General features: G+C 55.0%; 11 protein-coding genes. 5 read left to right on the forward strand and 6 right to left on the reverse strand.

Annotation, left to right across the window (positions count from 1 at the left end; all coding sequences use genetic code 11):
- Position 1 precedes the first annotated feature (1 nt).
- Positions 2-700, reverse strand: coding sequence for an EI24 domain-containing protein (locus tag ABJM21_RS15945; RefSeq protein ID WP_348301914.1), 699 nt, complete (start codon positions 698-700; stop codon positions 2-4).
- 106 nt (positions 701-806) lie between these two features.
- Here ABJM21_RS15945 and ABJM21_RS15950 point away from each other — a divergent pair, with 106 nt between their 5' ends.
- The gene (locus ABJM21_RS15950; RefSeq protein ID WP_348301915.1) at positions 807-1,805 is read left to right on the forward strand and encodes an adenosine kinase; all 999 of its coding nucleotides are present in this window, start codon (positions 807-809) and stop codon (positions 1,803-1,805) included.
- 6 nt (positions 1,806-1,811) lie between these two features.
- Here the strand turns inward: ABJM21_RS15950 and ABJM21_RS15955 are convergent, their stop codons facing one another.
- From ABJM21_RS15955 to tsaD, 3 genes are all read right to left on the reverse strand, one after another.
- Entirely contained in the window at positions 1,812-3,245 is a 1,434-nt protein-coding gene (locus ABJM21_RS15955; RefSeq protein WP_348302078.1) for a lipopolysaccharide biosynthesis protein, read from the reverse strand.
- Between the two features lie 218 nt (positions 3,246-3,463).
- A complete protein-coding gene (locus ABJM21_RS15960; protein WP_348301916.1) occupies positions 3,464-4,459 on the reverse strand; it encodes an NAD(P)H-dependent glycerol-3-phosphate dehydrogenase in 996 nt (331 codons plus the stop codon).
- Positions 4,456-5,490 carry a tRNA (adenosine(37)-N6)-threonylcarbamoyltransferase complex transferase subunit TsaD gene (tsaD, locus tag ABJM21_RS15965; protein ID WP_348301917.1) on the reverse strand — a complete coding sequence of 345 codons (1,035 nt, stop codon included), beginning with the start codon at positions 5,488-5,490 and terminating at the stop codon, positions 4,456-4,458. Before tsaD ends, ABJM21_RS15960 begins: the two co-directional genes overlap by 4 nt.
- A 41-nt stretch (positions 5,491-5,531) precedes the next feature.
- Here tsaD and hemC point away from each other — a divergent pair, with 41 nt between their 5' ends.
- The 3 genes from hemC to ABJM21_RS15980 all read left to right on the forward strand — a co-directional run bounded on the left by hemC (position 5,532) and on the right by ABJM21_RS15980 (position 8,198).
- Positions 5,532-6,491: a hydroxymethylbilane synthase gene (gene hemC / locus ABJM21_RS15970; protein WP_348301918.1), complete on the forward strand. Its 960-nt coding sequence runs from the start codon at positions 5,532-5,534 to the stop codon at positions 6,489-6,491.
- Positions 6,488-7,171: a uroporphyrinogen-III synthase gene (locus ABJM21_RS15975; protein WP_348301919.1), complete on the forward strand. Its 684-nt coding sequence runs from the start codon at positions 6,488-6,490 to the stop codon at positions 7,169-7,171. Before hemC ends, ABJM21_RS15975 begins: the two co-directional genes overlap by 4 nt.
- Before the next feature lie 61 nt (positions 7,172-7,232).
- Complete coding sequence (locus tag ABJM21_RS15980) at positions 7,233-8,198, forward strand: mitofilin family membrane protein (RefSeq protein WP_348301920.1); 966 nt, start codon at positions 7,233-7,235, stop codon at positions 8,196-8,198.
- Positions 8,199-8,201: 3 nt separating this feature from the next.
- On the opposite strand, the gene ABJM21_RS15985 is transcribed toward ABJM21_RS15980, so the two are convergent.
- Both ABJM21_RS15985 and ABJM21_RS15990 read right to left on the reverse strand, forming a co-directional pair.
- On the reverse strand, positions 8,202-8,600 hold the full coding sequence (locus ABJM21_RS15985) for a thioesterase family protein (RefSeq protein ID WP_348301921.1): 399 nt from the start codon (positions 8,598-8,600) through the stop codon (positions 8,202-8,204).
- On the reverse strand, positions 8,597-10,672 hold the full coding sequence (locus ABJM21_RS15990) for a S9 family peptidase (protein WP_348302079.1): 2,076 nt from the start codon (positions 10,670-10,672) through the stop codon (positions 8,597-8,599). Before ABJM21_RS15990 ends, ABJM21_RS15985 begins: the two co-directional genes overlap by 4 nt.
- A 179-nt stretch (positions 10,673-10,851) precedes the next feature.
- Between ABJM21_RS15990 and ABJM21_RS15995 the strand changes: the two genes are divergently transcribed.
- Positions 10,852-12,633 (forward strand): aminopeptidase P family protein, encoded by a 1,782-nt coding sequence (locus tag ABJM21_RS15995; protein ID WP_348302080.1) that lies wholly within the window; start codon positions 10,852-10,854, stop codon positions 12,631-12,633.
- Positions 12,634-12,680 lie beyond the last annotated feature (47 nt).

The raw sequence follows: 12,680 nt of genomic DNA on the forward strand, positions 1-12,680 counted from the left end.
ATCAGTTGCTCTCTTTCAGACCGTTTTCACGTGTCTTATGAACCAGATGGGTAGCCATAGCGGCTCCCAAAACGGGTGCAAGGAAATTGACAAACGGGACCGCGAGCAACAGCGCTATGGTCAGTCCGAGCCCAAAACGGGTCAGCTTGTTCAGCCGCCAACTATCGTCCATCTGCGCGACATTGCCAACATGGCGTGCGGCCACCATATCCTGCAAATCGCGGCCAATAAGGATCGCGTTGACCCCAAAAAAGGCAATTGGAGCGCCAATGCCGGTGATCAGCAGCATTATATAGATAGGCGATGCCAATATGTTATAGCCAATAGCCCGACCAACCGATGCCAATCCCATTTTTAGCCCAAGCGCGTAGCCCGGCGGCTTGGCCAGCTCGGCCCGGGCCGGATAGTGGAGCGCTTCGACCGCATCGACAATATCATCCGAAAATATATTGAGCACGAATATCGCAATGACGCGAAACAGGAAGATGGTGGTTAGTGCGGTGAAGATGACTGCCACAGCCGCTGCTGCAAAGCCACCGCTTTCCAAAGCCGTCAGCGAGAATAACCAAGACAATAGAAAATAGGCACCGACCCCGAAAACCGCGAGAAGCACCACGGAAATCAAAAAGACTTTTAAAAGCAGAGATAATATCCGCCGGTCCGATAGCTGGCCGATGGAAAGAAGAAGAGCATCAATCATCGCAAACCCATGTCATGAAATTGCGCTTCGGGTCAATTCTGCTTGAACCCGCTGCGCCTAACCCCTAACGGACAGCGCTTATGCGCTCCCATATAAGGATATGTTTATGACCACCGAATCCCGTTACGATATTGTTGCCGTCGGCAATGCGATTGTTGATGTTATCGCACAGGCCGATGATGCTTTTCTGGAAGAAGAGCAACTGAACAAAGGGGCGATGACGCTGATCGATGCAGAGCGGGCGACGCAGCTTTATCGTGATATGGGCGTAGCGCGCGAGATTAGCGGCGGTTCCGGTTCCAACACTTTGGCAGGCGCTTCCACTTTGGGCCGTCAATGTGCTCTGATCGCGCAGGTTGCTGATGATCAGCTTGGCGAAGTATTTACCCATGATATTCGCGCTACCGGGATTGATTTTGATGTGCCGCCGCTGGGTAAAGAGCCGCCAACCGCACGCTGCCTGATTCTGGTGACGCCTGATGCGCAGCGTACGATGAATACTTTTTTGGGTGCTTCCCAGTTTCTGCCGCCTGCATCCGTAGATGCCGATTTGATTGCCAGCGGGGCCATTCTCTATCTCGAAGGCTATTTGTGGGATGCCGAAGAGCCTAAAGCGGCCATGGCTCTGGCGATTGATATCGCGCATAAAAACGACCGCAAAGTGGCATTCACCTTGTCCGACGGTTTTTGCATTGAACGCCATCGGGATGACTTTGCCAGACTGATAAAAGGCGGCATGATCGACATTTTGTTCGCCAATGAAGCGGAGATAAAATCGCTCTGTGAAACAGAAGATTTCGATGCGGCAGTGGCACAAACTGCGGCTCAGGTCGATACGCTGGTAGTGACGCGTAGCGAAAAAGGCGCGATTGCGGTGCAAGGTGGGAAGACGCATGCGGTTGCCGCCGAGCCAGTTGAAAAAATTATCGATACCACCGGTGCCGGCGATCTATTCGCAGCTGGATTCCTCAGCGGATATATTGAGGAGCGGTCTCTGGAAGATTGCCTGACAATCGGTGCCATCGCGGCGGCAGAGGTAATCTCGCATTATGGTGCTCGCCCGGAGACAGATTTGCGGGAATTGGTGAAACAGCGGCTAGGTTAAAAAGACTCAGTTTTTCATCTTGAACAGCTTGCGGTCTTCCGGCCCAAAGCCCCATTTCCAGATGACCCAGGCATAGCTACCCAATATCATTGGGATACCAACAATTAATTCGGCCCATTCGGGTAAATAGGTTGCGAGATAGCCGATGGCTGTGCCGGCCATAACGGCGAATATGAGCGACCAGCGCCAGCCGTTGACCGGTGCCTTGAGCAGTTTCGACAGGAACACGGCTTTGACGACCGAGGCATAGCCTAGTGCGATCATGAGGGCGGCGGCCACAGCAGCAGCCTGGAATAGCGGCGGCCATCCCATGCGCATGCAAATCTGAATGAAAGCGACGCTGAGCGCGGCTTGCAACAACAGCATCGAGAGAGAAATCAGGAGGTTGCGATGGCGGGCGATATAGACCAGCGCCGCTTCACTAACCACAGCCGTGGCAGCCACGGCCTCTGCAGCCAAAAGGAAGGCAAGCGCTCCCGTGCCCCCGACGAAATTGGGACCAACCAGCCCCATGACGGCTTCACCGGGGATGGCCAAGGCTAGCGCAATGCCGGCTTGTGCCGCGATGATCCAGAAACCAACCTGGCTGACCTGATTGGCAATGGCCTTCATATTACCGGCCTCTAAGTTACGGGTAATGACAGGGCCCAATATGGGATCAAAGCTGGTTTTGAGTTTCTGCGGCAAGCTCGCGACCTGTTGTGCGATATAATAGATGCCGACAATGGCGGGGGAGGCAAATAGCCCAAGAATGGCGAGATCCAATCGCCGCGACCCCCATTCGGCGGCATCAGCGGCAGCCAGCGGCATATTGTGGCGGGCCAGTTTGGCGAGTGCTATTGGCTTGGGCCGCCAGCCCCATGGCAGGCCATAGCTTTTCAGCAAAGGCCATAGCGATGCGATTAATGCGGCGATCATTGATACCACATAGGATATTATCAATCCGTCGCGCAGTGAATAGTAAGAAAACAGGAAAGCCGCGATACTGATGGTCCAGGGTTCGACGACGGCGCGGGCGCGGACAGTCGAGGCAATGTCATAGCGATAGGCCAGCGCTGCCAGCGCAATATCCGATCCCGCAATAGCAAAAATCACCAAGGGCAAAAACCGGTCGAGACCGTTTATTTCGCTGTTCGGGAACATGATTTGTGGGACCAAAATTAGCAATATGGCACCCAGCATCGAGGCAAAAAGACTGACCAGCAGACCGTCCCAAACGACGTGGACATGTGGTCTTTCAGTTCGGCTTAACTGCTCGGCAAGCCCGCGTTTCAAGCCGAGTGTCGCTAGCTGCGCGACAAATTCGACAATCAATATGGCATAAGCAAATCGGCCCAGTGCTTCCGCGCCGTAGATGCGGCCAGCGATGAACAGAAAGGGGAGGCGGGCCGCTAACCGCAGCAGAAACCCGAAAACATTGGTGCGGCCACCTTTGGCCAGCGCGGCAAGATCCTCTGTGTCAGTCTCCTGATCCTTTGTCCCGGAAGCGGTGTTATCACCAGACGTCGCGGCCTTTTCGGGCAACGGGTCAGTTGATGCACCTGATGATTCCGGGCTGGTCAAAAAAAAGTCTCCGGCTGGTGAACGGGTTCATAAAACGGGGGTTGAGATCGAACGCTCGGCTTTACCGCACTCGATCCTGATTGTCATCTTTTGCGCTAGCGCTGCTCAGCGACCAAAGGCCGTCCCATAAGCTGTGCGACTATAGACTGGGAATCTGTTTCCCCAGCCAGTAATGCACAAACGGCGTCGACAATGGGCATATCAATACCGCGTCTTCTGGCATCCCGCTGCAACACGGGTGCTGTTGAAGCCCCCTCCGCAACGGTGGCGCGGTCAGATAGAAGAGCTTGTGCCGACTGGCCTTCGCCCAGCCCCTTGCCCAACGAAAAATTGCGCGAACTGGTCGATGAACAGGTCAGGACCAGATCACCTAAGCCGCACAGTCCGGACAATGTCTCCGCTCTTGCGCCGCGCGCCGTACCGTAGCGAAGCATCTCGGCAAAACCGCGGCTGATGATGGAGGCGCGTGCATTTTGGCCCAAGCCCGCGCCCTCAACAATGCCGCAACCGATGGCGAGGACATTTTTCACCGCGCCGCCGATTTCCGCACCGACAATATCATCTGAAAAATATGGACGAAATGTAGATTTTGCGATGAGCGGGTAGAGCTTCTTCCAGGACTCTTCCGTATCGCAGGCCAGTGTCAGCGCCGTGGGAAGTCCTTGTGCAACCTCATGGGCAAATGTTGGCCCTGAAAGAACCGCGAGCGGGTTGTCAGGCCGAATGTCTTCAACAATCTCGCTCATCAATTGCTGTGTCGATTCTTCAATGCCTTTGCTGCACAGGATCAGTGCGGCATCGCAATCCGGCAAAGCCTGCAGGCTGGCACGCAGATGCTGGGCTGGCGTCACGATCAACAAGGCTTCGCACCGCGCGAGCGCACCCATATCCTGAGTTGCGCGAATATTTTGCCGGAGCGGATAACCAGATAGAAAAGACTGATTTTCGTGGTACTCGTTAATCTGTGCAACCACCTCTGGTTCGCGCGCCCCGAGCAGCAATTCGTCCTGACCCTCGGACAGAACCTGCGCTAACGCTGTGCCCCATGCGCCTGCTCCGATCACACCGATCTTGGCTTTGGTTTCGCTCATGCTTTCACTCCCGCACCGCGGGTTTTCTCGGCCGTCGGGTCCAACGGCCAGCGTGGGCGAGCGACAAAGTCCAGCGGATCGGTCAAGCCAGCGGCAAAGCGCTCGGCCCCCGCCCAAGCGATCATCGCTGCATTGTCCGTGCACAGCCATAGGGGCGGCGCGGTAAACTGCATGTCATGATCCGCCGCCAATTGTTCCAGCATCGCTCGAATGGGGCCGTTGGCCGCGACACCGCCAGCAACCACCAGATGCGGAACCGTTCCATGATCTCGTATAGCTTTTTCCAGCCGGTCTTTCAGGCAATCGACCGTCGCTTGCTGGAACGCAGCGGCAATATCTTCTGACTTATGTTCTCCGCTTTGATGGGCTCTGACCACAGCGCTTTTTAGACCAGCAAAGGAGAAATGCGGCTCTTTCGATCCTTTGAGGGGCCGGGGCAGCGGAACCGCAGCGGCATCGCCCGTTTTGGCAAGCGCTTCCACTTTTGGCCCACCGGGATAGCCAAGGCCCAGTATCTTCGCTGTTTTGTCAAAGGCCTCACCGGCGGCATCATCAATTGTTGTCGCTAGGCGGCGATATTGTCCAACGCCTTCGACCCGCAATATCTGGCAATGCCCGCCGGACGCGAGCAACAGCAGATAAGGAAATTCCAGATCCGGATTGGCGAGACGCGGAGATAACGCATGGCCTTCGAGATGATTGACCGCGACCAGTGGTTTGTCCGCCGCCATTGCGAGTGCTTTGCCGGTGACCAGCCCTACCATCACACCGCCGATCAGACCGGGACCAGCCGTTGCGGCAACCGCAGCCACGTCATCCAGCGTCATTTTAGCTTCGGTCAAAGCTGCCTCAATAAGCGGGGTTATGATCTCGGCATGGGCGCGGGCAGCGATTTCTGGCACCACTCCGCCAAAAGGTGCGTGGGCCTCTTCTTGACCTGCCAGTTTATGGGCCAAAATCTCCCGATCCGACGTGACCAATGCCGCTGCTGTTTCATCACAGCTTGATTCAATGCCCAAAATTATACTCATATCTCTTTTACTTAAGCCATGGTGGGATTAGGACAAGGGCCATGACAGCTAATGGCAACAACGAGCGGGAATTATTGGCGGGCGTGGACCGGCCTTTGCGAATGGGTACGCGCCAATCACCACTCGCGATGGTGCAGGCGGAAATGGCTGCCACGGCGTTACTATCAGCGCATGGCTGGCGACCGGAACAGGTTGAGCTGGTCCCGATGGTGGCGACGGGGGACAAGATTCAGGATCGTGCACTCGCCGATGTTGGCGGCAAGGCGTTATGGACCAAGGAATTGGATCGCGCTCTGGATGAAGGTGACATTGATTGCGCCGTACACAGCATGAAAGATGTCGAAACTTTGCGGCCCGATACGTTCGTAATCGCGGCGATGATGGAACGAGCAGATATCCACGATCGCTTGGTCGGGGCGGACAGTGTCGAGGCGTTGCCGCAAGGCGCGATTGTCGGCACGGCCTCTCCGCGGCGGAGAGCACAATTGCTAAGCCAGCGCAGCGATTTGGATATCCGCCTCATCCGCGGCAATGTTCAAACACGGCTAAAAAAGATCGAAGATGGTGAATATGCTGCTACACTTTTGGCTTCTGCCGGGCTCGATCGTCTGGATATGAACGAGGTCGGACAGGAGATTTCCGAGGATGTCATGCTACCGGCACCTGCACAGGGTGCGGTTGGTCTAGAAGCGCGGACCGACGCGAACCATGTGCGCCGCCTGTTGAAGGAAATATCCTGCACTCGCACATCCCGCGCCGTGACGGCCGAACGATTATTTCTGAAAGAATTGACCGCCGATTGCCATAGTCCGGTTGCGGCGCTGGCCACGGTGGATGGGCTGCGCGTGAACTTGCGAGCGGAAATATTGTTACCGGATGGCAGCGAGAGTATCAGTGGTGCCTCTGATTTTGACAGTGGCGACGTGAAGGCTCCAGCGCGCCTTGCCCGGAAGTTATTGGGTCGGGCGAGCGCGGAATTGAAAGCCATATTTGGTCGATGACGCTTTCGCTCTTAATTTTGCGGCCGATTGAGGGTGCCAAGGAAACGGCCCAGCGCGCGCAAAATATGGGCCTTGATGCCATTGTTGATCCGTTATTTGTAATTGAACCCATGGCTTGGACAGCGCCGCCCGCATCGGATTTCGATGCAATCATGGTGACGAGCGCCAATGGCGTGCAATATGCCGGTGCAAACCTTTCCCAATATCAGCAATTGCCGCTGTTGGCCGTTGGTGAAGCAACCGCAGCCACGGCCCGGGATGCCGGCTTTGATGTCACGGAAACCGGCAGCGGCGGCGCGGACGAGCTGCTGCAATCCCTGCCCGCCGGACGATATTCGCGAATCTTGCGACTGACCGGCAAAGATCATGTGAAATTGACACCATCGGGGCAAGAAATCACCCTTTGCCGGGTCTATCAAGCGCGTGCTCTGTCCTTGGGAGAAAAGGCGCAAGCGGCGCTCCGGCAGGGCCATGTGATTCTGCTCTATTCGGTTCGAGCGGCAACAATATTGGCGGACGAGATGGATCGTTTGGGCTTGGACCGTTCCATCAATCAAATCGCCGCTTTGTCACCCAATATCGCAAAGGCCGCAGGTGGCGGCTGGAAAAGCGTGCATTCCGCCGATCGGCCAACTGACGATGCTTTACTGTCTCTGGCTGGACGACTATGTCTGCCTTAAAGGCATAATGTGATATTTGGGGCCGGACGCTGAGCCGGCGAACAGGATCTAGGGAAGTTGAATGAGTCGGGACTATGAAAAAATCGCCTCTTCGGGCGGAAAAAGCAATTTGACCCGGAATGTTCTGGTGCTGATGGTTGTCGCCTTTGTTGGCGGTGCGATTCTGACAGGTTGGATATTTTCACGCTATAATCCGTTTGGTGGCACAGATGAGGCCGCCGCGACCGTACCAGCGGTGCAAACATCGGGTGCCGCTGATCCGGCGACAGCCTTGGCGAAGCGTATTGATGCAGACGGAACGGTATTGCCGCCACCGCCCGTAAAACCTGTGCCTACTGAAATTCCGGTGCTTACACCGGATAAAGAGCGAGCTTTGGCGGTGCGGGTTGCGGATCTTGAAGATCGGTTATCGCGGATCAATGTTCAGGCGCAGGCGGCTTCCGGCAATGCTGCTCGGGCCGAAGGCTTGCTGATCGCTTTTGCAGCCCGCCGCGCGCTCGATCGCGGTTCACCGCTTGGCTATATTGAATCACAGCTGCGATTGCGTTTTGGTGACGCCCAGCCCAAGGCGATGACGACAATTGTCAATGCGTCGCGGGAACCGGTGACGCTCGAAGAACTGTCTACGGGACTGGATGATATCGGCCCGTCTTTGACCAGTGGTTCCAGCGGCGAAGGTTTTTGGACGGATTTCAAGCGTGAAATGTCTGAGTTATTCGTGGTGCGCCGGGACGGAACGCCGTCCCCTGTGCCGCAGCAAAGGTTGATCCGTTCGAAACGCTATGTCGAAAATGGTAATGTTGATGCAGCTATTGCCGAGGTTGAAAAATTGCCGGGCACTGACAATGGCGATGAACTGACCAGTCAATGGATGGAAAAAGCGCGGCGCTATAACGAAGCGCGCCGGGCATTGGACGTCATTGAAACAGCGGCGATATTGGAACCACAGCAATTGCGTACAGCCGAAGGGGAACGTGTTGATCAGCCCTCGCCGCTAGCTCCGGTGACGCCGATACCAGCGCCCTGATCGTTACGTTTCAGACAGGAACAAAGCCGACAGTTCTGGGGGAACGCGAACAGGGCGTCCCCTGATTTGATCAATAATCGCCCAATTGGTCTTTGCTGATACCTTCAACTTCCCGTCAGCTCCCGCGAAACTGACATTGCGCCAGAAACGCGCGCCCTTTGGTGGTTCGGAAATCCAGGTTCGGCCAGTCACGGTCTCGCCAGCGCTGACATTGCCGCGATAGTCAATTTCATGACGGCTTACGACCCAGATATAGCGCTCGATATATTCCGGCGGAGCTATGGCTTGCCAATGGGCTGTAGCCAGTTCCTGAATCCAGCGCACCCAGACCGCGTTGTTAACGTGGCCTAGCTCGTCAATATCCTCCGGTTGCGCTGTTATATCGAGGAAATGCTCGCTCATTTCTCTGATTCTGTCATTCCCATCTGCCAGAGAATGAACGCAAACTCTTCTGCGACTTCCTCAATCCGGTTCCAGCGGCCGGACTTGCCACCATGGCCTGCGCCCATATTGGTTTTGAGCAACAAGATATTGTCATCCGTCTTGGTCGCGCGAAGCTTGGCAGCCCATTTGGCTGGCTCCCAATAGGTTACGCGCGGGTCATTGAGACCGCCAGTGATCAGCATCGGTGGATAATTTTGTGCACTGACCTGATCATAAGGTGAGTAGCTGCGGATATATTCAAAAGCCGCTTTATCGGTGATCGGATTGCCCCATTCCGGCCATTCGCCGGGGGTGAGCGGCAGGCTTTCGTCCTGCATCGTGTTGAGCACATCGACAAAGGGTACATGCGCGACAATCGCGCCCCAGAGATCGGGATCGCTGTTGACGATCGCGCCCATTAGCTCGCCGCCAGCAGACCCGCCAGAAGCGCTGATCCGGCTTTTTGCCGTATAATCTTTGTCGGCGAGACCTTTGGCGACATCGACAAAATCGTTGAACGTATTGGTGCGCTGCATCAGCTTGCCCTGCAGATACCAGTCGCGGCCGAGATCATCGCCACCTCTTATATGGGCAATGGCATAAACAAAGCCGCGATCGACGAGCGATAGCCTTGTGGTCGAAAAGCTAGGTGGGACCGCATAGCCATAAGCGCCATAAGCATAGAGATGCAGCGGTGCACTGCCATCCAATTTCGTGCCATTTTTATAGACCAGCGAAACCGGAACCATCGCCCCATCGCGCGCCTTTATGGTCAGGCGTTCGGTAGTGTACTGGCTCGCGTCATAGCCCGAAGGGATTTCCTGAACCTTCAGTGTTTCCAAACTCTTGTCCGCCAGCGCGTAGTCATAGACCGTATCCGGTGTGATCATAGATTCATAACTCAGCCGCAGCTTGTTGACATCATATTCCGGATTGCCATCGAGCCCAGCATTATAGCTGGCCTCAGGAAAAGCGATGCGCTCTATCTTCGCCGGATCAGAATAGGAGCGGATTTCGACCTGATCGAGACCATTGTCGCGGCCTTCGGTGACATAGAAATCCTTAAACGTCGTCATGTCCGTCAGGTAGAATTCGTCTGATCCGGCAATGAGTGTTGTCCACTCTCCCGGCTTGTCCAGCGATGCTGTCGCCAGACGGAAATTCACATGATCATCATTGGTGAGGATATAAAGTTTCCCATCATGCTCCTCGACCGAATATTCGCGGCCCTTTTTGCGCGGCGATATGAGCAACTGTTCTGCCGTCGGATTGTCGGTTGGAACCAGCCGCACTTCGCTGGTTTCATTGTCCCCGGTGGCAATGACGATAAACTTCTCCGATTGGGTCAGACCAATGCCAACGGTAAAGCCGTCCTGATTTTCTTTATACAGCTCGATATCATCTTTGGGATCGCTGCCGATCACATGCATCCGCGCATTGTCGGTGCGCCAGTTTTCATTGGCGAGACCGTATAACAGGTTTTTGGAATCTGCGGACCAGACCAGGCTGGACAAGGTGCCGGGAATAACGTCCGGCAGCATTTCACCGGTTTCGAGATTTTTGATCCGTGCTTCAAAACGTTCCGCGCCCGTGTCGTCAACGGAAAAGGCCAACAGCTTGCCGTCCGGGCTAACCGCCATCGCGCCGAGCCGGAAATATTCCTTACCCTTAGCCAGCTCGTTTTCGTCGATCATCAGAACATCTGCACCGCCGGAAACGGATTTCCGATAATGCTGCTTATATTGCATGCCCTCTTCAAACTTCGCCCAATAGATCCAATCGCCATCTTTTTGCGGGACGGAGCTTTCATCCTCTTTGATTCGGGCTTTCATTTCCGCAAACAGTGATTTGGTGAGCGCTTTTTGCCCAGCCATATTCTGCTCGAACCACTTATTTTCTTCTTTCAGGTAGTCGAGCACATCCTCATCATCGACCTTGGGATAGCTCTGATCTTTCAGCCAGTGATAAGGATCGCTAATCGTATAGCCGTGGCGTTCATAGCTATGAGGCCGCTGCTCAGCGACTGGCGGTTTTTCCATTTTTTTTGTCATTATCTCTTCTGTTTCAGATTGCGCGAAAGCTGGAGCAGCAACCAGATTGGCAGCCAGTATCAGCGGTAAAAATATCTTTTTCATAACGCCTCTCTTTGGGGAAATTGGTGGCGGAAATCGTCTGAAACACCTATGTGTTTGCTAAAGCGCTAATTCAAGGAGTTTCGCAGCCAATGTTGATGTCCACTTATGAAGCAAGGCTCGCCGCTTTGCGCGAGCAAATGGTAAAAGATGGCCTGGATGGCTTTGTTGTTCCGATTTGCGACGAGCATATGAGCGAATATGTCGGCGACTATGCGCAGCGCCTTTCCTGGCTAACCGGCTTTGGCGGATCAGCGGGCTCGGCAGTTGTGCTCAAGGACAAAGCTGCGATATTCATCGATGGGCGCTACACCATCCAAGTACGCGATCAGGTGGATGGCAAACTTTATGAATATGTCGGTACCGCAGATCAAAGTGTCATTGATTGGCTCGGCGCAAACGCGCCTGAAGGCTCTTCTATTGGCTATGATGCATGGCTGCATACGCAGGATTGGGCCAGATCGGCGGAAGCGAAACTAGCGAAGAATAAGGCGAATCTGGTGGCGGTTAAGACCAATCCCATTGATGCCGTTTGGGAGGATCAGCCAGAACCATCATTGGCGAAACTAGATGTGCAGCCGGATGAATTTGCTGGAAAAAGCGCTGCGGACAAGCGTGCAGATATTGCCGCTTGGTTGAAGGACGAAGGCCTCGATGCGACCGTAATCGCCGCGCTCGATTCTGTTGCTTGGGCATTCAATATTCGCGGCAAGGATATCAGTAATACGCCGGTTCCGCGCGGTTATGCGATAGTCAAAGCCGATGGCAATGCCGAGCTATTTGTAGCGCCGGAAAAATTGACCGATGATGTGCGTGTGCATCTCGGTAATGCAGTTGCGCTGCGGGATTACAGCGAATTTCCCGATGCTTTGGCGGAATATGACGGTCAGAAAATTGGTGTTGATCCGGAGCGATCCGTCGCCGCGATCTTTGGACAGCTCGAAGGGGCTGGCGCGCATATCGTCAAAAAGCGCGATCCCACAATTCTTGCCAAAGCGATCAAAAATGACACGGAAGTCAACGGCCATAAAGCGGCCCAGGCACGCGACGGCGCGGCGCTCAGTCAATTTCTCCACTGGTTTTCGCAAGAAGCGCCCAAAGGCAGCCATGACGAGCTATCGGTCGCGGCCAAGCTGGCTGAATTTCGTGGGCAATCCGACAAGCTGATGGACCTGTCTTTCCGTACCATTTCCGGTGCTGGACCCAATGGCGCGCTGTGCCATTACAGCGTGAATGAGGAAACCAATCGCAAGATTGAAACCGGCACGCTTTATCTGGTCGATAGCGGCGGCCAATATCGCGACGGCACCACCGATGTGACGCGGACCATGGCGGTGGGAGAACCCACGGCAGAGATGATCAAACGCTATACGCAGGTATTGCAAGGTCATATTGCGCTGGCAAAGGCCGTCTTCCCCAAGGGAACCACAGGCGGACAGCTCGACATATTGGCACGGCAATATCTCTGGGCCGATGGCGTCGATTATGCCCATGGCACAGGCCATGGCGTAGGCGCTTATCTATCGGTGCATGAGGGGCCGCAGCGGATCGCTGCTTTTGGCGGGTTTGCTGAGCCGCTGGTAGCTGGCATGATCTGCTCCAACGAGCCGGGTTATTATAAGGATGATGCGTTCGGTATCCGCATAGAAAACCTGATCCTTGTCGAGGAACGGGAAGTTCCCGGGGCAGAGCAGGATATGCTGGGCTTTGAAACACTGACCTTTGCGCCGCTCGACCGTCGTTTGATTGACGTTGCCATTCTGTCCGACAGCCAGCGCAAATGGGCCGATGATTATCATGCACAAGTGCTTGATATTGTAGGGCCGCAAGTCGAAGGCGACGCGCTCAATTGGCTCAAGGAGCAATGCGCCCCCCTCTAATCTGCCCCTCTAGTCTGAATGCTGGCGCGCTCCGCACTTGATGCGAA

The sequence above is a fragment of the Parasphingorhabdus sp. genome, from assembly GCF_039977335.1.
Classification (GTDB): Bacteria; Pseudomonadota; Alphaproteobacteria; order Sphingomonadales; family Sphingomonadaceae; genus Parasphingorhabdus.

Bases quoted from the DNA above. Each gene is read 5' to 3' on its own strand.
- ABJM21_RS15995 (WP_348302080.1), top strand. From the start codon at position 10,852: ATGTCCACTTATGAAGCAAGGCTCGCCGCTTTGCGCGAGCAAATGGTA.
- ABJM21_RS15990 (WP_348302079.1), bottom strand. From the start codon at position 10,672: ATGACAAAAAAAATGGAAAAACCGCCAGTCGCTGAGCAGCGGCCTCAT.
- ABJM21_RS15950 (WP_348301915.1), top strand. From the start codon at position 807: ATGACCACCGAATCCCGTTACGATATTGTTGCCGTCGGCAATGCGATT.
- ABJM21_RS15985 (WP_348301921.1), bottom strand. From the start codon at position 8,600: ATGAGCGAGCATTTCCTCGATATAACAGCGCAACCGGAGGATATTGAC.
- hemC (WP_348301918.1), top strand. From the start codon at position 5,532: ATGACAGCTAATGGCAACAACGAGCGGGAATTATTGGCGGGCGTGGAC.
- ABJM21_RS15960 (WP_348301916.1), bottom strand. From the start codon at position 4,459: ATGAGCGAAACCAAAGCCAAGATCGGTGTGATCGGAGCAGGCGCATGG.
- ABJM21_RS15975 (WP_348301919.1), top strand. From the start codon at position 6,488: ATGACGCTTTCGCTCTTAATTTTGCGGCCGATTGAGGGTGCCAAGGAA.
- tsaD (WP_348301917.1), bottom strand. From the start codon at position 5,490: ATGAGTATAATTTTGGGCATTGAATCAAGCTGTGATGAAACAGCAGCG.
- ABJM21_RS15945 (WP_348301914.1), bottom strand. From the start codon at position 700: ATGATTGATGCTCTTCTTCTTTCCATCGGCCAGCTATCGGACCGGCGG.
- ABJM21_RS15980 (WP_348301920.1), top strand. From the start codon at position 7,233: ATGAGTCGGGACTATGAAAAAATCGCCTCTTCGGGCGGAAAAAGCAAT.